Source organism: Trebonia sp., assembly GCF_030042015.1.
Classification (GTDB): Bacteria; Actinomycetota; Actinomycetes; order Streptosporangiales; family Streptosporangiaceae; genus Trebonia.
This window is the reverse complement of sequence record NZ_JASIAL010000508.1, coordinates 1-21425: the sequence shown is the minus strand read 5'-3', so window position 1 is coordinate 21425 and position 21425 is coordinate 1. Positions and strand designations below refer to the sequence as shown.

At 69.4% G+C, this 21425-nt stretch carries 15 protein-coding genes; 13 read left to right on the top strand and 2 right to left on the bottom strand.

What is annotated here, in order from left to right; translation table 11 throughout:
- The first annotated feature begins 5 nt into the window (after nt 1-5).
- The 7 genes from Q1N79_RS27220 (at nt 6) to Q1N79_RS27190 (ending at nt 8656) form a co-directional block, all read left to right on the top strand.
- Nucleotides 6-215, top strand: a complete 210-nt coding sequence (locus Q1N79_RS27220) for a hypothetical protein (protein ID WP_300613892.1) — start codon at nt 6-8, stop codon at nt 213-215.
- Nucleotides 215-1258 (top strand): amidohydrolase family protein, encoded by a 1044-nt coding sequence (locus Q1N79_RS27215; RefSeq protein WP_300613889.1) that lies wholly within the window; start codon nt 215-217, stop codon nt 1256-1258. Before Q1N79_RS27220 ends, Q1N79_RS27215 begins: the two co-directional genes overlap by 1 nt.
- Before the next feature lie 2 nt (nt 1259-1260).
- The gene (locus tag Q1N79_RS27210; protein WP_300613887.1) at nt 1261-3060 is read left to right on the top strand and encodes an iron ABC transporter permease; all 1800 of its coding nucleotides are present in this window, start codon (nt 1261-1263) and stop codon (nt 3058-3060) included.
- Nucleotides 3060-4232: an ABC transporter ATP-binding protein gene (locus Q1N79_RS27205; RefSeq protein ID WP_300613885.1), complete on the top strand. Its 1173-nt coding sequence runs from the start codon at nt 3060-3062 to the stop codon at nt 4230-4232. The genes Q1N79_RS27210 and Q1N79_RS27205 overlap by 1 nt, the downstream gene beginning before the upstream one ends.
- Before the next feature lie 151 nt (nt 4233-4383).
- A complete protein-coding gene (locus Q1N79_RS27200; RefSeq protein WP_300613882.1) occupies nt 4384-5529 on the top strand; it encodes an extracellular solute-binding protein in 1146 nt (381 codons plus the stop codon).
- 363 nt (nt 5530-5892) lie between these two features.
- A complete protein-coding gene (locus Q1N79_RS27195; protein WP_300613880.1) occupies nt 5893-7296 on the top strand; it encodes an FAD-binding oxidoreductase in 1404 nt (467 codons plus the stop codon).
- 73 nt (nt 7297-7369) lie between these two features.
- Nucleotides 7370-8656 carry a cyclopropane-fatty-acyl-phospholipid synthase family protein gene (locus Q1N79_RS27190; RefSeq protein WP_300613878.1) on the top strand — a complete coding sequence of 429 codons (1287 nt, stop codon included), beginning with the start codon at nt 7370-7372 and terminating at the stop codon, nt 8654-8656.
- 190 nt (nt 8657-8846) lie between these two features.
- Here the strand turns inward: Q1N79_RS27190 and Q1N79_RS27185 are convergent, their stop codons facing one another.
- Nucleotides 8847-9284 carry a methylglyoxal synthase gene (locus Q1N79_RS27185; RefSeq protein WP_300613876.1) on the bottom strand — a complete coding sequence of 146 codons (438 nt, stop codon included), beginning with the start codon at nt 9282-9284 and terminating at the stop codon, nt 8847-8849.
- A gap of 253 nt (nt 9285-9537) precedes the next feature.
- On the opposite strand from Q1N79_RS27185, the gene leuS reads away from it, so the two are divergent.
- On the top strand, nt 9538-12057 hold the full coding sequence (gene leuS / locus Q1N79_RS27180; RefSeq protein ID WP_300613874.1) for a leucine--tRNA ligase: 2520 nt from the start codon (nt 9538-9540) through the stop codon (nt 12055-12057).
- A 37-nt stretch (nt 12058-12094) separates the two neighbouring features.
- Here leuS and lexA read toward each other — a convergent pair whose 3' ends face one another.
- A complete protein-coding gene (gene lexA, locus Q1N79_RS27175) occupies nt 12095-12790 on the bottom strand; it encodes a transcriptional repressor LexA (RefSeq protein ID WP_300613909.1) in 696 nt (231 codons plus the stop codon).
- A gap of 445 nt (nt 12791-13235) precedes the next feature.
- Between lexA and Q1N79_RS27170 the strand changes: the two genes are divergently transcribed.
- From Q1N79_RS27170 to Q1N79_RS27150, 5 genes are all read left to right on the top strand, one after another.
- Nucleotides 13236-13760, top strand: a complete 525-nt coding sequence (locus Q1N79_RS27170; protein WP_300613872.1) for a LysM peptidoglycan-binding domain-containing protein — start codon at nt 13236-13238, stop codon at nt 13758-13760.
- A 244-nt stretch (nt 13761-14004) separates the two neighbouring features.
- On the top strand, nt 14005-14460 hold the full coding sequence (nrdR, locus tag Q1N79_RS27165; protein WP_300613870.1) for a transcriptional regulator NrdR: 456 nt from the start codon (nt 14005-14007) through the stop codon (nt 14458-14460).
- Between the two features lie 45 nt (nt 14461-14505).
- Nucleotides 14506-19806, top strand: a complete 5301-nt coding sequence (locus tag Q1N79_RS27160; protein WP_367185149.1) for an adenosylcobalamin-dependent ribonucleoside-diphosphate reductase — start codon at nt 14506-14508, stop codon at nt 19804-19806.
- A 178-nt stretch (nt 19807-19984) separates the two neighbouring features.
- Nucleotides 19985-20716: a DUF6883 domain-containing protein gene (locus Q1N79_RS27155; RefSeq protein ID WP_300613866.1), complete on the top strand. Its 732-nt coding sequence runs from the start codon at nt 19985-19987 to the stop codon at nt 20714-20716.
- Entirely contained in the window at nt 20713-20937 is a 225-nt protein-coding gene (locus Q1N79_RS27150; RefSeq protein ID WP_300613864.1) for a hypothetical protein, read from the top strand. The genes Q1N79_RS27155 and Q1N79_RS27150 overlap by 4 nt, the downstream gene beginning before the upstream one ends.
- The last annotated feature ends 488 nt before the right edge of the window (nt 20938-21425 follow it).

Genomic DNA, 21425 nt, shown 5'->3' with positions numbered 1-21425 from the left:
CTGGAGTGGCTGAGATAGTGCTGGGGCTGGCCTCTTCGCACACGCCCCGGATGAGCACGTCGGCGGAGTTCTGGAAGGAGCATGCCGCCCGCGGTGAGCACACCACCCAGCGGATCCCCGCCGACCGGTCCCCGGCGGGAACCGGCGTCGGCATGGGCCTCGCCACCCGGGACCGCGATCGCGCGGCCCGCACCCGGCAGGAGATGGCAGCCTAATGATCATCGATGTCCACGGCCATGTCAGCGCTCCCGACGCGCTGTACGCGTACAAGGCCAATGTGCTGTCCCACCGGGGCGCGCACGGTCGCGGCCGGGTGGTCGCGACCGACGGTCAGCTCAGGGAGGCCGTCGAGAAGCCCGGTGGCGCGTTCGGGATCTCTCACCTGGAGCACCTCGACACCGCCGGCATCGACGTCCAGCTGATCTCGCCCCGCCCCTACACGATGATGCACTCGGAGGAGCCCGCCAGGATCGTGCAGTGGTTCATCGAGGAGACCAACAACGTCATCCACCGGGTCTGCGGCCTCTACCCGGACCGCTTCCTGGGCATGGCGGGCCTGCCGCAGTCGCCGTCGACCGGTCCGGCTGCCTGGGCAGCCGAGCTGCGCCGCTGCGTCACCGAGCTCGGCTTCGTCGGCGGGCTGATCAACCCCGACCCCATGGAGGGCCAGGGCCCGCCGCTGCCGGCGCTCGGCGACCGCTTCTGGTACCCGCTGTATGAGGCGTTCTGCGAACTCGACGTGCCCGCGCTGATTCACTCCGCCGGATGCCGGCCGCCGGCCAGGGAGACCTACAGCCTGCACTTCATCCTGGAGGAGACGATCGCGGTCGCCAGCCTGCTCAGCTCAGACGTGCACAAGGACTTCCCGTCGCTCAAGCTGATCGTCTCCCACGGCGGCGGCGCCATCCCGTACCAGGCCGGGCGGTTCATGCCCGCCGCGGCGCGCGAGCCGGGCGCCGAGAGCTTCCACGACAGGCTCCGCACCCTGTGGTATGACACCTGCCTGTACACCCGCGATGCGATCGAGCTGCTGATCCGCACCGTCGGCGCGGACCGCTGCCTGTTCGGGTCGGAGAAGCCCGGCACCGGCTCGGTCCGCGACCCGGAGACCGGCCGCTGGTATGACGACATCCGGCTGCTCATCGACGAGATTGACTGGCTGACCGACACCGACCGGGCCCGGCTGTTCGAGCGCAACGCCGCCGCGCTGTTCGGCCTCACGCGGCTGCGGGCCGCGCACAGCCCGGGAACGGCCTAGCCGTGTCCGCCGCGACCACCCGCCTCAGGACTCCTGCGGGCCGGACCTGGCGTCCCGGGGTCGCGGGTCGGCAGCGGCGGCCGTCGCCCGCCCTGCTCCTGCTGTGCCTGCTCTCCCTCGGCCTGTTCGTCTGGCCAGTGGTGATGCTCGCCTACGGGGCCTTCAGGACCGTCCCTCCCGGCTTCGGTCACGCCAGCTGGTCGGCGTCCGGGTTCACGGCCGCGCTGTCGAGCAGCGCGGTGTGGCACGCGTTCGCGAACTCGCTGATCCTGTCCGGCTCCACCGTCCTGATCTCGACCGCGCTCGCGGTGTACCTGGCCTGGACGGTCACCCGGACGGCCACCCCGCTGCGCCGGATCGTCACGCCCATGGCCGTGCTGATCTTCTCCATACCGCCGCTGTTCTTCGCGCTGTCCTGGGCCATGCTCGGCGAGCAGCCGGTCGGCCTGGTGGACAAGGCGCTGCAGGCGATGTTCGGCGTGACCCCGCTGAACATCCAGTCGTGGTTCGGGATGATCGGCGTCAGCGTGCTCGGCGCGACGGCCGCCGAGTACCTGCTGCTGCTCGGGCCGTTCCTGGCGCTCGACCCGTCCTTCGAGGAGGCGTCGCTGGTGTCAGGCGCGGGCCGGCTCCGCTCGTTCTTCCTGATCGAGCTGCCCGCCCTGGCGCCGTCGGTCCTCGGCGTCATGATCCTCGGCTTCGTGCTCGGCATGGGGCTGCTCACGGTCCCGCTGCTGCTCGGCGAGCCCGTCGGGATCTACGTCCTGCCGACCGCGATCTACCGCGACTACCAGGCCGTCACCCCGCCGAACTACGCCGGGGCAAGCACGCTGGCGCTGCTGCTCGTCGCGATGGTCCTGATCCTGGTCGCGTTCCAGACCCGGCTGCTCGGACGGCGCAGCTTCACGACAGTGACCGGCAAGAGCAGCCGACGGGAGCGCATCGACATCGGCTGGTGGAAGTGGCTCGGCACCGCCGTGATCGTGATCTACGGCCTGCTGGCCCTGGTGCTTCCGCTCGGCCAGTTCGCCCTGGGCTCGCTCGAGTCCTACTTCGGCGTCTACTCGCACCTGTCGCTGAACAACTACTCCACGGTGCTGCACACCACCGGCACGGGCCAGGCGTTCGAGACGACGCTGCTGGTCGCCGTCGTCGCCGGGTTCGGCGCCTCCGCGCTCGGGGTATGGGTCGCGCTCACCGCCCAGCGGTCCACATCCCGGCTGCGGCGGCTCCCCGACCTGTCGATCTGGGTCCTGTGGGCCGTCCCGGGGATCACCCTCAGCCTCGGCCTGATCTGGGCGTACCTGTCGGTCCCAGGGCTGCGGTCGCTGTACGCCACGCAGTGGATCGTGCTGCTGGCGCTGATCGTCGGGACCACGCCGATCGCCAGCCGGGCGGTCACCGGACCGATCGGGCAGATCTCCCGTGACCTGGAGGAGGCTGCGCGCACCGCCGGCGCCTCGGGCTTCCGGGCCACCGCCGGCATCCTGCTGCGGCTGATACTGCCCAGCTTCGTGGTGTCGTGGTACATCACGGGGATCGTCGCCTCCGGCAACCTCGACATCCCGATCCTGCTCGCCTCACCCAACAACCAGACGGTCCCGCTGCTGGCGTACGAGCAGTTCGACGACGGGTCGCTATCCCAGGCGGCGGCGACGTTCTGCCTGCTGATCGGCATCGTCGCGGCGGCCCTGGTGCTGGCGGCGGCGATCCGCTTCACGCTCAGGCTCCGGGCGGCGGGCAGGTCACCGGTCCTGCCCGCGCTCCGGCTGCCGGCCGGCCTGGCGGGGAGGAGCCGCTGATGTCCGCGGTCGAGCTCGTGGGATTGCGGAAGTCCTACGGAAACGTGACCGTCCTGGATGACTTCAGCCTGCGTGCCAACCCGGGCGAGCTGGTGACTCTGCTCGGGCCGAGCGGCTGCGGGAAGACGACCACGCTACGGTGCATCGCCGGACTCGAGCGCGCCGAGTCGGGCGAGATCCGCATCGGCGAGCGCCTCGTCGCCTGCCCGGAACGGCGGGTGTACCTGCCGCCGAACCGGCGCGACATCGGGATGGTCTTCCAAAGCTATGCCCTGTGGCCGCACATGAGCGTGTTCGCCAACGTCGCCTACCCGCTGCGGGTGCGGCGGCGCGACCGCAGGGACCGGCACCGGGCGGTCATGGAAATCCTCGCCATGGTCGGCATGGACCGCTTCGCCCAGCGGCCGGTCACCGAGCTGTCCGGGGGCCAGCAGCAGCGGGTGGCGCTGGCCCGCGCCATGGTCGCGCGGCCTGCCGTGCTGCTGTTCGACGAGCCGCTGTCCAACCTCGACGCCAAGCTGCGGCGCTCGATGCGCAGGGAGATCCGCGAGGCGCACGACAGATCCGGCGCGACGTCCATCTACGTCACCCACGACCAGGAGGAGGCGATCACCCTGTCCGACCGGGTCGTGGTCATCAGGACCGGGACCATCCAGCAGGTCGGAACGCCGAGGGAGATCTACACCGAGCCCGCCACCCGCTTCGTCGCCGATTTCGTCGGCTTCGAGAACCTGCTCACCGCCACGGTCAGCGAGGTACGGGACGGCTCGACCGGGGTGCAGCTCAAGTCGGGAGCCGGCCCGGTGTGGACGTCCAAGGGGATCGCTCGCGCGCCCGGCACCGAGGTCGTGCTGGCGGCCCGGGCCGACGAACTCGAGATCGGCTCGCTGGGCGCGCGGGGCGAGCCGCCGGCCGCCGCGATTGCCGGCGTGATCCGCTCGCGCACCTACGCGGGCGGGCGCGTCGAGTACCTCGTCGAGGCGGGCGGCGCGCGGGTCGTGGTGCGCACGCCAGAGGCGGGGGCGGGTGGCAGCCTCCTGGACGCGGGCGGCGGCGCGTGGGTGCGCTTCCCCGCCGATGCCGCCGTTCTCGTCGACGACGAGAACGCGGAGCGGGCACCCCAGGAGGCCGAGCCGGCCGCCGAGTCTGTCCCGGTCCAAGGGGCCACATGAGCCCGGGCGCTCCTGCCGCTGGCGAGAACAGGCAGCAGCAGGATGATCTTCGCCGCCCCGCGGGCGGCTACGGCCGGCGTGATCCGCGCCGGCGAGTCAATCGTCGACGTCATGCATGACGCTCGCCTTGATGCGGAAAGGGAGCAAGACCGTGAAGCTGAGACAGATAGTTACCGCCGGGGTGGCGCTGGCCGTGGTGGCCTGGCTTGTCGCAGGGTGCAGCAGCTCACCCTCGTCATCGACGACCCCGAGCGCGACGCCCACGAGCTCGCCCAGCTCGTCCACGTCGAGCCTGCAGGCCGAGCTGGGCGGAGCCGCCAACTACACCGCCATGGAGGCGCTTTACAACCAGGCGGTCGCCGCCGGACAGAAGAGCGTGGTGATCTACGGCCCGAGCGCCGGGACCGACACGAAGCTGTACACCGCGTTCAAGAAGTCGTTCCCCGACATCACGGTGACCGGGGTCCCGGTCGTGGGACCGCCGATGACCGCCAAGCTCAGCGCCGAGATGTCGAGCGGCAAGCACGTCGACGACATCGCCTACACCGGCAGCACGGACATGCTGTCCTACATCAAGAACGGCTGGTTCACGCCGTTCAAGCCGTCGACGGTGCCGGCGGCGTCGGACCTGGCGGCCGAGAGCTACGGTCCTGGCAACGACTTCTTCGGCTTCACCGTGGGCCTATCCGGCATGGTCTACAACACCAACTCGGTCAAGGCCAGCCAGGTACCCACCACGTGGACCGGCCTGCTGAACTCGCAGTGGAAGAACAAGCTGGTCATGTACGACCCGACGGCCGTCGGTGAGATGGACGACATCTTCGCGCACCTCGCCCTGGTGCCTGGCGACTCGGGGCTGATGACAGGCCTGAAGGCGCAGAACGCGGAGCTGTCCCCCTCCACCGACATCACCGGCCCGCTGACCGCGGTCGCGCAGGGCGCGAAGAGCCTCGGGATCGGCGTGCCTTACGCGTTCTACCTGGTGGCCAAGGCCAGCGGCGCCCCGGTCCAGTTCTATCTGCTCGACGCCGACAACTACACCGTGACCCTGTACGGGGGCATCGTGAAGGGCGCTCCCGACCCGCTGGCGGCGGAGCTGTACGAGGACTGGATGTACACCCCGCAGGCCGCGGCGGCCATCGCCTCAGAAGGGGAGTACTCGACGGTGCTCGCCGACGCGGGCCCGGCCGGCGTGCCGGCGCTGTCAGCCATCAAGGTGTTCCCCTACATACCGCTGAGCGGGATCCCCGCCGCCGACGGCAACGCCATCACGCAGGCCCAGAAAATCTACGGCTGACAGCCGACGAGGCCATGGTCCCCGGCGGCGCACGCTGCCGGGGACCATGGCGCTGCCCCAGCGGCGCCCGGAACGGCTAACGGGCCGTGAAGCCGGCGCGATGCGCGATGCCCGGGGCGCGGGATGGGTAAGACCGAACGTGGCGCCCGTGCTCCCCGCGGCAGCGAGGCCGCGGGGACCGTACCGCGGGACCAAGGCGGCCTGCGGTGACGGGATACACTGCCTGAGCCGTTCGCCGTGTTCGGCCCGGACCTTGCCCCGTTTACGCTCCTGTGCGCATTCTTGTCAGGACGGACAGGACGGACAGGACGGACGGGACCGGACGCACACGCAGGACGCCAGGAAGAGCTGAGGGAGGAGCACGTGACCGGCATCTCGGAACTGCCGCCCGCGAAGCTCGCGGCTCATGAGGCGGCGGTCGCGCGGCTGCGCGATGCCTACGCCGCGGTACCGCCCGGCGTCCCCGTCCGCCTCGCCAAGCCGACGTCGAACCTGTTCCGGTTCCGCGACTCCGCCAGGCCGGCCGCGCGGGCCGCCCGCTATCTCGACGTCTCCGCGTTCGGCCACGTCATTCACGTGGACCGGGCCGCCAAGACGGCGGTCGTCGGCGGGATGACCACGTACGAGGACCTGTGCGACGCCACGCTCCCGCACAGCCTCATGCCGCTCGTGGTCCCGCAGCTCAAGACGATCACGCTCGGCGGGGCCGTCACCGGCCTTGGCATCGAGTCGACCTCGCTGCGCAACGGGCTGCCGCACGAGTCGGTGACCGAGCTGGAGATCCTGACCGGGGACGGGCGGGTCGTCACGGCGACCAAGGACAACGAGCACAGCGACCTGTTCTTCGGCTTCCCGAACTCCTACGGCACGCTCGGCTACGCCCTCGCCCTCACGATCGAGCTCGAGCCGGTCAAGCCGTACGTCCACCTGCGGCATTTCGCCTTCAACGACCCGAAGAGCTGCATGGCGGCGATCGCGGAGATCGCCGAAACCGGCGGCTACCAGGGCCATCGCGCCGACTTCCTCGACGGCACCGCGTTCAGCACCAAGGAGCTCTACCTGACCGTGGGGGCCTACAGCGACAAGGCGCCCTGGCTGAGCGACTACACCGGCCAGCAGGTCTACTACCAGTCGCTGCGCCGCAGCCGCGAGGACTTCCTCACGATCAGGGACTACATCTGGCGCTGGGACACCGACTGGTTCTGGTGCTCCCGGCCGTTCGGCGTGCAGAACATGGCGATCCGCCGGCTGTGGCCGCGCAGGTACCGGCGCAGCGACGTCTACAGGAAGCTGGTCGCCATCGACCAGAAATACGGCCTGACCAGCGCGTACTACGAGGGCAGAAAGCGCCCGCAGCGGGAGATGGTCATCCAGGACGTGGAGATCCCCGCCCGCCGCGGCGACCAGTTCCTGCAGTTCTTCGCCGGCAACGTGGCGATGAGCCCGGTCTGGCTGTGCCCGCTGCGGCTGCGCGGCGATCGCGCCTGGCCCCTGTACCCGCTCGAGCCGGGCGAGGTGTACGTGAACTTCGGCTTCTGGGGCACGGTCGAGCTGCCGCCAGGCGAACACGACGGCTACTACAACAAGATGGTCGAAGACGAGGTCAGCGCGCTCGGCGGGCACAAGTCGCTGTACTCGACCGCCTTCTACTCGGTCGACGACTTCCGCAGCCGCTACAACGGGGCGGCCTACGACAAGCTCAAGGCCGAATACGACGGCGGCGGGCGGCTGCTCAGCCTGTACGACAAATGCGTGCGCAGGCGCTAAGACGCCCGCGTGGGAACGAGCCAGCGGGGCAACGAGGCAGGGCAAGGCAAAACGCAAGGCGGAAGGAACGTACATGGCGCTGGCTGAGGTGTTCGAGACGATAGCGGGCCCGGATGCTCCGGTTGAATTCACGGCGTACGACGGGTCGAGCGCGGGCACGCCCGGCTCCGCGGTGAAGATCACCGTCAGGTCGCCCATCGCCGTTTCCTACCTGGCCCAGGCCCCGGGCGCGCTTGGCCTGGCCCGCGCCTACGTGTCCGGCCACCTGGACGTGGACGGGGACATGTTCACCGCGCTGTCACGGCTGTCCCGCGCCCAGCAGACGCACATGGGCTGGGCCGACCGCCTGCGGCTGCTGCAGGCGCTCGGCGGCCCGAAGGTGCTGCTGCCGCGGATCCCGCCGCCCCCGCAGGAGGTGCCGGTGAACCGGCGGTTCCTGTCCGGGCGCATGCACTCCAAGAGCCGCGACGCGAACGCGATCTCCCACCACTACGACGTGTCCAACCGGTTCTACGAGTGGGTGCTCGGCCCGTCGATGGCGTACACGTGCGCCTGCTACCCGGCCGCGGACGCAACGCTCGAGGAGGCGCAGGACTACAAGCACGACCTGGTCGCGCGCAAGCTGGCGCTCAAGCCAGGGATGCGGCTGCTCGACGTCGGCTGCGGCTGGGGTGGCATGGTCCGGCACGCCGCGCGCGAGTACGGCGTCAAGGCGCTGGGCGTCACGCTGTCCGAGCAGCAGGCGCTGTGGGCGCAGCAGGCGATCAAGCGGGCCGGCCTGGAGGACCTGGCGGAAGTCCGGCACCTGGACTACCGCGACGTGAGCGAGACCGGGTTCGACGCGATCAGCTCGATCGGCCTCACCGAGCACATCGGCAAGCAGAACCTCCTCGGCTACTTCAGCTTCCTCAACGGCAAGCTCAAGGCCGGCGGGCGGATGCTCAACCACTGCATCACCCGCCCGGACAACACCGGGCCGTCGATCAAGAAAGAAGGCTTCATCAACCGGTACGTGTTCCCGGACGGGGAGCTGGAAGGCCCCGGCTACCTGATCGGGCTGATGAACGACCACGGGTTCGAGATCAGGCACGAGGAGAACCTGCGCGAGCACTACGCCAAGACGCTCGCCGCCTGGTGCGCCAACCTGGACGCGCACTGGGACGAGGCGGTCGCCGAGGTGGGCCAGGGCACGGCCCGGGTGTGGCGGCTGTACATGGCCGGCTCCCAGCTCGGCTTCGACCGCAACGTGGTCCAGCTGCACCAGGTGCTCGGCGTGAAGCTGCACGCCGATGGCTCCGCGGGCATGCCGCTGCGCCCGGACTGGGAGCCGGCTCAGGCCCGCGCGAAAGCTTCCGCCTGAGTCCGGCCCGGGCTTTCCCGTTATCCCGAACGGACACCGGTTCCACTCCAGCCCCACGATCCTGCGGTCGCGGGCCGGGCGCCTGACCGGGGGCCCGGGGGCCCGGGTCGGGCCGCTGGCCCGGCGCGGCAGCCACGGTGGCGTGCCGCAGACGGCCGGGACCGTTCGGGATGAGCGGAGACGGCAGCGGCTACGCGCGGGTTCCCGTGAGCGGCGGGTGCGTGGGATGGGGACCGCCCTGGGCGAGCAGCGGCGAGGTGATCAGGTAGTCGGCGCTCGTGCGGTTGCAGGCGATCGGGATGTTCCACACGACCGCCACCCGGACCAGGGCCTTGACGTCGGAGTCGTGCGGCTGCGGGCTCATCGGGTCCCAGAAGAAGACCAGCATGTCCAGGCGCCCCGACGCGATGAGCGCGCCGATCTGCTGGTCGCCGCCGAGCGGGCCGCTCTGGAAGCAGGTGACGGGCAGGTCCAGCTGGTCGCCAAGCAGCCGGCCGGTCGTGCCGGTCGCGTACAGGGTGTGCTCGGAGAGGATGTCCCTGTTGAATTCGGCCCACTCGAGGAGGTCGCCTTTCCTGTCGTCGTGGGCGACCAGGGCGATGCGCTTCGGTGAGGTCGGTGGTTTCATGGTCCCCAGCCTGCCCGGGTAATGTTGCCGGACTGCCACGCCAGCGTTATCGATTCGTGTACATAGCGTGCTTGCTCGCTACACGGCGAGACGACGGGGGATACGGTATCCTGGATGGGTGCGACCTGTCCGGCTGCTCCTTAGCTAGCCGCGCCGAGCCATTCTGTCGTCGGCGCGGCTGCCTCTCGTGCGCGGGAGGCCTTTTTTGTTGGCAGAGCACGCCCAAGCCGTACCGATCAAGGATGAGGACACGATGACTGCGGCCGATAGCGCCGACGAGGCGAGAGCGTACGACCCGCGCGACGTCCAGGACAAGTGGCAGGCCCGCTGGGCGGCGGACGAGCCGTTCCGCGCGAGCGATGACCCGCACGACCCGCGCGAGCGGTTCTACCTGGTCGACATGTTCCCGTACCCCTCCGGGGACCTGCACATGGGGCACGCCGAGGCCTACGCGATCGGCGACGCGATGGCCAGGTACTGGTTCCTGCGCGGGCGCAACGTGCTGCACCCGATCGGCTGGGACGCGTTCGGGCTGCCGGCGGAGAACGCGGCGATAAGCAACGACACGCATCCCGTCGACTGGACATACAAGAACATCGAGACGCAGGCCGCGACGTTCCGCCGGTACGCGACGTCGTTCGACTGGACGCGGCGGCTGCAGACGTGCGACCCCGAGTACTACCACTGGAACCAGTGGCTGTTCCTGCGGTTCTACGAGCGCGGGCTGGCCTACCGCAAGGGCGGCTACGTCAACTGGTGCCCGAAGGACCAGACCGTGCTGGCCAACGAGCAGGTCATCGACGGGCGGTGCGAGCGGTGCGGCACCGAGGTGATCCGCCGCGTGCTGACCCAGTGGTACTTCAAGATCACCGAGTACGCCGACCGGCTGCTGGCGGACGCCGCGGCGCTGGAAGGCAACTGGCCGGACCGGGTGCTGACCATGCAGCGGAACTGGATCGGCCGCTCGACCGGGGCCTCGGTCGACTTCACCGTCGAAGGCCGGGCCGCGCCGGTCACCGTGTTCACGACCCGGCCTGACACGCTGTACGGCGCCACGTTCTTCGTGGTCGCCGCGGACTCGGCGCTGGCCGCCGAGCTGTGCGCCGACTCCCAGCGGGCCGAGTTCGACGCCTACGTGGAGCAGGTCCGCAAGCTGACCGACATCGAGCGGCAGTCCACCGAGCGCGAGAAGACAGGCGTCTTCCTGGGGGTCCACGCGGTCAACCCGGTGAACGGCGAGCGCATCCCGGTCTGGGCGGCCGACTACGTGCTGCCGGACTACGGCACCGGCGCGATCATGGCGGTGCCCGCGCACGACCAGCGGGACCTGGACTTCGCGCGCCGCTTCGGGCTGCCCGTCCGGGTCGTGGTCTCGACGGACCTGCCGGACCCGGCGGTCACCGGGACCGCCACCCCTGGCGACGGCGTGCTGGTGAACTCCGGGCCGCTGGACGGGCTGTCCAAGGCCGGGGCGATCGCGCGGATCATCGAGATCCTGTCCGGGCGCGGGCTGGGGTCGGCGGCGGTGAACTACCGGCTGCGCGACTGGCTGGTGTCCCGGCAGCGGTTCTGGGGAACCCCGATCCCGATCATCCACTGCCCCGCCTGCGGCGAGGTGCCCGTCCCCGAAGAGCAGCTGCCGGTCGTCCTGCCGGACCTGCGCGGGGCCGACCTGGCGCCGCACGGCGTGTCGCCGCTGGCGGCGGCGTCGGACTGGGCGAACGTCGACTGCCCGAAGTGCGGGGGGGCGGCGCTGCGGGACACCGACACGATGGACACGTTCGTCGACTCGTCGTGGTACCAGTTCAGGTACTGCTCACCGCGGTACGCCGACGGGCCGTTCCGGGCGGCGGACGTGGCGCGCTGGGCGCCGGTCGACCTGTACGTGGGCGGTGTCGAGCACGCCATCTTGCACCTGCTGTACGCGCGGTTCTTCACCAAGGTGCTGCAGGACATGGGCCTGGTGGAGTTCGGCGAGCCGTTCACCCGGCTGATCAACCAGGGCCAGGTGATCAACGGCGGCAGGGCGATGTCCAAGTCGCTGGGCAACGGGGTCGACCTGGGGGAGCAGCTGAGCCTGTACGGGGTGGACGCCATCCGGCTGACGATGATCTTCGCGTCGCCCCCGTCGGACGACATCGACTGGGCGGATGTGAACCCGACCGCGATGGTCAAGTTCCTGGGCCGGGTGTGGCGGATCGCCGCGGACGTGGCGGCTGCCCCGCACGCCGGCGGCGCACCCGCGGCCGGCGACCGCGAGCTGCGCCGGGTGACGCACCGGACGATCGAGGAGGTCACCCGCCAGGTCGAGGGTTACCACCTGAACGTGGCCGTGGCCAGGCTGATGGAACTGGTCAGCGCGACCAGGAAGGCCATCGACTCGGGCCCAGGCCCGGCCGACCCCGCGGTGCGGGAGGCGGCCGAGGCGCTGGCTGTCATGGTGTCGCTGTTCGCCCCGTACACGGCCGAAGAGTGCTGGGAGGCGCTGGGCGGCACGGGCGCGCGCGTCCCGCCGGTTCCGGCGGCGGCGTCGGTGGCCAGGGCCGCCTGGCCGGCCGCGGACCCGGCTCTCCTGGTTCAGGAGACGGTCACCTGCGTGGTCCAGGTGAACGGGAAAGTCCGCGACCGGCTGGAGGTCTCCCCTGGGATCGGCGAGGACGAGCTGCGCGACCTGGCCCTGGCCGCGCCGGGAGCGGCCCGGGCGCTGGCTGGACTGGGTGTCCAGCGGGTGGTCGTGCGCCCGCCGAAGCTGGTCAACATCGTCGCCGCATGACCCGCGGCGACGCGTGCTGCCAGCGGCCAGGCCGGCCTCATACCCGGCGCAGTACCGCCACCACCTTGCCAAGGATGGAGGCGTGGTCGCCGAGGATCGGCGTGTAGTCGGGGTTGTGCGGCATCAGCCAGACGTGGCCGTCGCTTTGCTTGAACGTCTTCACCGTGGCCTCGTTATCAATCATCGCCGCCACGATGTCGCCGTTCACCGCGTCCGGCTGCTGCCGGACGACGACCCAGTCCCCGTCCGCGATGGCCGCGTTGATCATCGAATCGCCTGCCACCTTGAGCAGGAACAAGGTGCCCTCGCCGACAAGCTGCCTGGGTAGCGGGAACACGTCCTCGACCTGCTCCTCGGCGAGGATCGGACCGCCGGCCGCGATCCGGCCGACCAGCGGCACGTAGGCAGCTTCCTGGGACGGGATGTCAAGCCCGTCGCTGGGCAGTTCCGCTTCGTCGTCGCGGTTGTGGTCGGGCCGGACCGCCGGGTGGCCGGGCAGCCTGACCTCAACCGTGCGCGGCCTGCCGACGTCGCGGTGCAGGTAGCCCTTGCGCTGGAGCGTTGACAGCTGGTAGGAGACGCTGGACGTGCTCGTCAGCCCGACCGCCTCGCCAATCTCCCGCATGGACGGCGGGTAGCCGCGCTTTTGCACCGAGTCCCTGATGACCTGGAGCACCTTGCGCTGGCGCCACGTGAGCACGTGATCAGGGTCCGGCTTGTCCGGCGTTTCCATGACCACGACGGGCACGCTGCCCTTGGGCTTGCGCCCCGGCCTGCCCTTCGGCCGGGCCGGCGCGTCCGGGAACCCGGGCGTGCCGTGTTCGTCAGTGTCTTCCATTGGATGGACCTCCGAGTACGGGTTGTCGCTTACGGATACGAGCCTAGCCCCTTTAGGCGCTATCACCAAACATCTGTTCGACGTGTCGCCAGAATGTCAGACCCTTGCGGTACAAAGATGGCATGGCCCGTGTTCGATCGAACTACTATACGATCGAACTAGTGTATCATCGAATGAGCGTTTGACCAGAGAGGCGGGCGTGAACGCGATGACAGCAGAGCCGGCAGGAACCCTGCGCCCGGCCATGCGTCCTGGCGCAGGTGGGACGGTACGCCGGGCGGCGCCGGCGCGCCGTCGCCGCCCGGCGTCACGGGCAGCGCGCCCGGCGTCGCTTCGGCTCGTGGCGGACGGCGGGCGCCTCGTGCCGCAGGAATCCGGCCCGCAGGCCGGCCCCGGCCACGACCGTGTTCGAACGGGGGACCGGCTGGTCTGTGCCAACGGGAAGGACCGGCTGGTCTATGCCAGCAGGAAGGACCGGCTGGTCTGTGCCAACGGGAAGGAGATGCCGCGGCGGCTCCAGGAACGCCCGGCCCCGGCGGGGACGGGCCGCGCTGCGCCGGCCCCGGTCCGGCTGACCAGGCGCGGGCGGCTCGTGATCACGGTGGCGGCGGCCCTCGCGATCGGCGCGCTGTCCGTGGCCCTGGCCGGCGCCGCCCAGGCGACGGGGCACTCCGGCGCGCTGGCAGGACCAGGGCGCGCGGTGACCAGGGTCGAGGTCCGGCCGGGGCAGAACCTGTGGTCGATAGCGGAGGCGTACGACCCGGACGCGGACACCCGCTTCGTCATCCAGGACATCCTCCAGCTGAACTCGCTGACCAGCGATCAGCTGCAGCCAGGCCAGGTGCTCTGGGTGCCGCGCGGCTGAGCGGGCGCGGGCCGTGCGGAAACAGGGATCGGTGGAAACCGGGTCCGACACGCCGGGGTCGCGGAGCGGGCGCGGCACCTGCCTGGGATTTCTGTTTCGACGAACGTCACCGCTTGCCTAGAAGGCCGCTCTCGACTACGTTGGACCACAACATCTAGTAGTTACATGGGTGTGGTTCTTCCATAACTTGTGGATATCCCGCGATTCGCGCGGGTAGGAGCCGGAACGCCAGGAGGTGAATCGCGTGTACTGCCCGTTCTGCCGCCATCCCGATAGCCGTGTCATCGACAGCCGGGTCGCCGAGGACGGCACCGCGATCCGCCGGCGGAGGTCCTGCCCGGACTGCGGACGGCGGTTCACGACCCAGGAGTCGGTCATCTTGATGGTGGCCAAGCGCAGCGGCGTCACCGAGCCGTTCACCAGGGACAAGATCGTGCGGGGCGTGCAGCGTGCCTGCCAGGGCAGGCCGGTCGACGAGGACCAGCTGGCGATGCTCGCGCAGCGGGTGGAAGAGACGATCAGGGCACGCGGCCTGGCCGAGGTGCCGTCCCACGAGGTGGGGCTGGCGATCCTCGGGCCGCTGCGCGACCTCGATGAGGTGGCATACCTCAGGTTCGCCTCGGTCTACCGGGGCTTTGAGTCGCTCGAGGACTTCGAGAAGGAAATTAGCGCGCTGCGCAGCCAGCAGGAACGTCGCTGAGGCGGATCAGGTAGCGAAGGGGGAAAGGGAGCAATGACGGAAACGGTGAGCGGTTCGGCAACGCGCAAGGGCCGCCGCAAGGGCCTGAAGGTCCGCCGCATCAGCACCACGGCGGGCGTGCACCCCTACGACCAGGTCACCTGGGAGCGGCGCGATGTCGTGATGACCAACTGGCGGGACGGCTCGGTCAACTTCGAGCAGCACGGGGTCGAGTTCCCCGACTTCTGGTCGGTCAACGCCGCCAACATCGTCACCACGAAGTACTTCCGCGGTGCCGTCGGCACGCCGCAGCGCGAGTGGTCGCTCAAGCAGCTCGTCGACCGCGTGACGAACGTCTACACGGCGACCGGCAGGGAGGAGGGCTACTTCGCCTCCGACGAGGACGCCGAGATCTTCGACCACGAGCTCAAGTACGCGCTGATCCACCAGATCTTCTCCTTCAACTCACCGGTCTGGTTCAACGTCGGCACGTCCTCCCCCCAGCAGGTGAGCGCGTGCCAGCCGTACGGCTCCCTGGTCAGCACGCCAGCCGGCCTGATCCCCATCGGCAGGCTCGTGGACGACGATGGGGTCGGCACCAAGGTCTATGACGCGCACGGGATCACCCGGATCGTGGCCACGAAGGCGAATGGCGTGAAGCAGGTGCTACGGCTGCACACCAAGGCCGGGTACGCACTCGACGTGACAGCCGACCACCTGGTCTGGCGGTCAACCGGCGACGGCACGGGCAGCTTCGTGCCAGCGGCGAACCTGAAGCCTGGCGACAGGCTGCTCTGGCACCGCCGCGACAGCCACGGCGAGGGCGAGATCAGCAGGTATGAGATCGCCGAGGCGGCGCTCGCCGGCTGGCTCCAGTCGGACGGCTTCGTCGGCCACACGGGCACCAACCGCTGGCTGACGATCGAGGCCATGACCGTCACCGACGCCGAACTGGACTGGGTCACGGACGCGCTCGACCGGGTCTTCCCCGGGGTGCACCGCCACGAGCGGGGCGTTCAGACGAAGGACACTCGCCTGGACTGTCGGCGCACGCGGCTGTACGGGGAGTTCCTCAGGGAGTTCGTCGAGCGCTGGGAGCTGCTGGAGCGCGGCACCGAGATGACTGTCCCTGATCACCTGTACACGGCGCCGCTTCCGGTCGTGGCCGCGTACCTGCGGAGCATCTTCCAGGCCGAAGGGTTCGTATCGCCGCGCCAGGCGTCCGCGGTCGTGGAAGTGGACATGATCTCCGAGCGCTTGATCCGCGGGATGCAGCAGCTCCTCCTGCGGTTCGGCGTCTACTCCCGTGTCGGCTTCAAGCGGGACGCGCGCTCCGGCCGGCACGGCTGCTGGACGCTGCGCATCCAGTCCGCGGGCGACAGGCGGCTGTTCGCCGACGCCATCGGGTTCATCGATCCGATTAAGGCGGACAAGCTAGAGCGGAGCTTCGACAAGCCAGGGCTCGCGGCCCGGCCGGCCAAGCGGCTTGAGATCGATCGGATCGAGCAGCTTGGGGACATGGATGTCTACGACATCCAGACCGAGAGCGGCGAGTACCTGTCCGGCAACCTGCGCGTGCACAACTGCTTCATCCTCGCGGTCGATGACACGATGGAGTCCATCCTGGAGTGGTACCGCGAAGAAGGAATGATCTTCAAGGGCGGCTCCGGCTCCGGCGTGAACCTGTCCAGGATCCGGTCGAGCAAGGAGCTGCTCACCTCGGGCGGCACCGCCAGCGGCCCGGTCAGCTTCATGCGCGGCGCCGACGCGAGCGCGGGCACGATCAAGTCCGGCGGCGCCACCCGCCGCGCGGCCAAGATGGTCGTGCTCGACGTGGACCACCCCGACGTCGAGGATTTCATCGAGACCAAGGCCCGCGAGGAGGAGAAGATCCGCGTGCTGCGCGACGCGGGCTTTGACATGGACCTCGGCGGCCAGGACATCGTCAGCGTCCAGTACCAGAACGCCAATAACTCGGTCCGGGTGTCCGACGAGTTCATGCGGGCGGTCGAGGAAGACAAGCCCTTCGACCTGCTCGCGCGCCGGACCGGCGAGGCGATCAAGACGGTCGGCGCGAAGGACCTGTTCCGCAAGATGGCCCAGGCGGCCTGGGAGTGCGCGGATCCCGGCATCCAGTACGACGACACGATCAACGACTGGCACACCAACCCCGAATCCGGGCGCATCACCGCGAGCAACCCCTGCAGTGAGTACCTGAGCCTTGACAACTCCTCCTGCAACCTGGCCAGCATCAACCTGCTGAAGTTCCTCCGCGACGACGACACGTTCGACGCCGAGCGATTCGCGATGATGGCCGAGCTCATCATTACCGCGATGGATATCTCCATCACGTTCGCGGATTTCCCGACAGAGAAGATCGGGGCGACAACCCGGGCCTACCGCCAGCTCGGCATCGGGTACGCGAACCTCGGCGCGCTGCTCATGGCCACCGGCCACGCCTACGATTCCGCGGGCGGCCGGGCGATCGCCGCCGCGATCACGTCGCTGATGACCGCCTCCGCCTACAAGCGGTCCGCCGAGCTCGCCAGGGTCGTCGGCCCTTACGACGGTTACGAGCGGAACACCTCAGCCCACAAGCGGGTCATGCGGATGCACGCCGACGCCAGCGCCAGGGTCCGCCCGGTCGGCAGGTTCGATCGCGAGATCCTCGCCCTGGCGAACGAGACCTGGACGGAATGCGTCGCGCTCGGCGAAGCCAACGGCTACCGGAACGCGCAGGCCAGCCTGTTGGCGCCGACCGGCTGCCTGACCCCGGACACCCTCATCACGACCGACCGCGGCCTGGTCCGGCTTGGTGAGATCGGCGACGTGTACGGTGACCGCTGGCAGGATCTCGACCTCACCGTGTCCACCGATGAGGGGCCGCGCCGGGCGACGAAGTTCTTCCTCAACGGCGAGGAGCCCACCCGCCGGATCGTGACCGAAGGCGGCTACAAGATCCAGGGCACGCTCACCCACCGCGTCAAGGTGGTCAACTCGGACACGGGCGCATGGGAGTGGAAGCGGCTGGCCGACATCGCGCCAGGTGACTTGCTCCCACTGCAGATGCGCACGCTGGTCGGCGGGCCACGCGACGTTCCGCTGCCCGTCCTGGACCAGGCGTACTACACCGGAGACCGGCACGTCCGCGTCCCGGCCACTGTCACGCCCGAGCTGGCCGAAGTCGTCGGCTACTTCATGGGTGACGGCAGCCTGCACGCCAAGGGCATCAGGCTGTGCGTCGCCGACACCGACCTGGACGTGGCTGAGCGACTCGGCGTTCTCGCCAAGGAGCTCTTCGGCCTGGCGCCTGTCGTCAGCCAGCAAGGGGGGTACCGCGAGCTCACCCTGCAGTCCGTCCGGCTGGCGCGGTGGTGGCAGGCGGCCGGCTTCGCCAAGAGCCTGCCGACGGAGGATCACAGCGGCAAGGGCTGGGTCCCGCGGATCCCCGCGGCGATCCTCGAGGCGAACGACCCGCTGGTCTACAGCGCGTTCCTCCGTGGCCTCTTCGAGGCCGACGGCACGGTCCTCGAGGGCGTGCCGAGCTTGTCAACGGCGCACGAGTCCTTCGCCGCCGAGGTCCGCACGATGCTGCTGACCAAGGGCCTGGCCACGACCACGCGGACGACGACAAGTGGCTGGGGTGGAGACATCTACCAGGTGCGGCTGCGCAACGTCGATCACGCGCTCAACTTCGCGGAGCTGATCGGGTTCATCGGTCAGCGCAAGGACAGCCTGATCGCCGAGCTCGAACCGCGGGCCTCGGCGAAGAAGGACCACGTCTTCGTGCCGCGTGAGGTGTGGAACGAGCTGGTTCCCGCCGGGCATCCATCGCGGAACGCCCTCACGCTGTCACTTAACAAGAACGCCGGCAGCGTCCCCAGGATGCTCGCGACCCGCATCTTCGAGGAAACGCTCGACCACAGGCTCGGCCGGGCGCTCGACTACCTCTTCGAGAAGGTCGCGGCCAACGAGGACGGTGGCGTCCAGCCCACGTATGACCTATCCGTCCCAGACAACGTCACGTACGTCGCGAACGGCATGGTCAGTCACAACACCATTGGCTTCATGATGGACTGTGACACCACCGGCATCGAGCCCGATCTCGCGCTGGTCAAGTTCAAGAAGCTCGTCGGCGGCGGGTCCATGCAGATCGTCAACCAGACCGTGCCCCGTGCCCTGAAAAACCTCGGCTACCAGCACGAGCAGATCGAGGCCATCACCGAGTACATCGCCGAGCACGGCCACGTGGTCAACGCCCCGGGCCTCAAGCCCGAGCACTACGAGGTGTTCGACTGCGCGATGGGCGAGCGCTCGATCAGCCCGATGGGGCATGTCCTCATGATGGCCGCGGTCCAGCCGATGCTCAGCGGGTCAATCTCGAAGACCGTGAACGTACCCGAGTCGACCACAGTCGAGGAAGTCGAGAAGATCTACTTCGAGGGCTGGAAGCTCGGCCTGAAGGCGCTGGCGATCTACCGCGACAACTGCAAGGTCGGCCAGCCGCTTTCCGTCGCCAAGAAGAAGGAGGACCAGGCCCCGGACGCGCCGCAAGCCCAGGCGCCGCCGAGCGCGGCCGAGCCGCACGACCACCGCCCGGTCCGCAGGCGCCTGCCCAAGAAGCGCTCCGCGACCGTCACCCGGTTCGACGTCGCGGGCGCCGAGGGATACATGACCGCCTCCACCTACCCCGACGACGGGGTGGGCGAGGTGTTCCTCAAGCTCGGCAAGCAGGGCTCGACGCTCGCTGGCGTGATGGACGCGTTCTCGATGGCGATCTCGGTCGGGCTGCAGTACGGCATCCCGCTGGAGTCCTACGTGGCGAAGTTCACCAACATGCGGTTCGAGCCGGCGGGCATGACCGACGACCCGGACATCCGGATCGCGAGCTCGGTGATGGACTACATCTTCCGCCGCCTCGCGCTCGACCACCTGCCCTACGAGCAGCGCGCCGAACTGGGCATCCTGTCCGCCGCCGAGCGCGCCGCGCAGCTCTCCGGCCAGGACCCGGCGACGCTGGCCGACGATGTGGATCCGCTCGAGCTGGCTCAGTCGGCCGCGGTGGAAACCACTTTTTCTCCCGAACGGTCGGTGGCGTCTCCGCGACCCCCCGCCGCTCCGGCCGGGTCGCCGGCGTCGAGCGAACCTCGTCCCGCCGTCCAGGCGGCGCCCGCCGCCACGCCAGCAGGCGCCGCCCACCCGGCGGTCGGCCCGGGCGGCGGCCCGCACAGCACCGCGGAGCTGATCGAGGCCCAGCAGGGCCGCACCGCCGACGCGCCGCTGTGCCTCACCTGCGGCACGAAGATGCGCCCGGCCGGCAGCTGCTACGTCTGCGAAGGCTGCGGCTCGACCAGCGGCTGCAGCTAATTCAGCGTCTATCGCTGAGTGAAATTACAGCTCAGGAGGGGTGAGATCGACGGGTCGCACCCCTCCTGAGCGCTATCCGGCCACCGCACGGATCCCCCAGCATTACCGGCGGGATTCGAACCGGCTCCGCCTGACGTCCGTGCCTGATGTTGAGAGCTGCGACGCCGGATCCGCTGGGATGACGACGCGCGAATTTCACGGCGGGGACGCATACGACGGCACCGGCACCGGGGCAGACTCCGGGGCGGATGTCCCTGAGCGGCACGCCGATGACTCTCGCCAGCTAGGCCGCGCAATCGTGCAGGATGCGGAAACTCGGATCGGCCTCGCACTTGCGTATCGCCAGCGCGTCGAGTTCGAGTACGCTGCCCGCGGCCCTGGGGACGCCACGCCGCGGGGTGATCAGGGCCGCGATTCTCTTGCCGCTACCGGCACCGAGGGTGAGCGTCAGGACAAGGCTGCACCGGTGACGCGGGACGCCGACCTTCCGCTGAGCGTGCGGGACCTGCCGGATGCCCGAGACGTCCTGCCGAACGTACAGCTGGCTGAGCTCGACGGCAGGAAGCTTAGCGATTATTCGTTGAATCCAGGTCACCCAGGCAACAACGGGAAGGCGGATGGCTGGCGTGCACTCGGCTACGATGTGGACAACGCGGAGGGACGCCGCGATGCGGCACGGGAGCTGCGCGGACTGATCTGCGACGAGCTGCTGGCGCGCGGGAAAGTAGCCGAAACCCGGGAGACGGCGTATGGGCCGTCGCACAGGGTTCTCAGCGATCTCACCGGGCCGAACGGCAGGCCCGCGACCCTGGTCACCTGCTGGCTCATCGAAGACCGGTCAGGCCTCAGCGTTCCCCGGCTCACAACAGTATGGGTGCTGCCTCATCGCGGCAAGGAGACTGAACGTTGACAGCAGCAAGGGAATACGGCCTGATCCGCACGACGGCTGACGCGGAGAGCATCTTCGACGACAGGACCATCCCGGCCGGAATGAAGGGAACGGTCCTCGAAGCCAGGTCCGACGGGAGCTGCCTGGCCGAGTTCGCCTTCGCACCGCAAACCGCGGACAGCGACGGCGACTTCGTCCAGGGCATCCTCACCCGGGACCAATACGAGATCATCGAGACCTGACCCAGACGCCTGCGGCGATCGCCGCGAGCGCCTCAGCCTAGCTCTTGAACCAAAATATCCGCGCCCATGCCGGCCGCGCCCGGCGATGCGATATGCCCGGTATGCCGGAATCCCGCAACCGGACATTCCGGACAGGCCGATCATCGGGAAAGAAAGGACCGGTCAGGGGTGGCCTTTTCTTTCCCGTTATCCCGGCCGGGCGCCGGGAAGGCAGCGGGAGGGGCTGGCGTGACGGACGGGAATGGGCCCACACGGAGGCGACGGGTCAGGCGCAGGTGCCGTAGCGGGCCAACAGCCAGATGGCGGCCTCCGTGCTAGTTAGGCGCGTCCGCGACCTGTGCCGCCGCGCGCCCGGCTGGCCCGGGCGCGGCGTCGCCGGGACGGTGGAAGTCCTTGCGGCGGATCAGCAGCGTGGCGCAGACCGCGCCGACGAAGGCGAGCGCCGCGGTGACGTACAGCAGCTCGTTGAGCGCGGCGGCGAAGCTCGA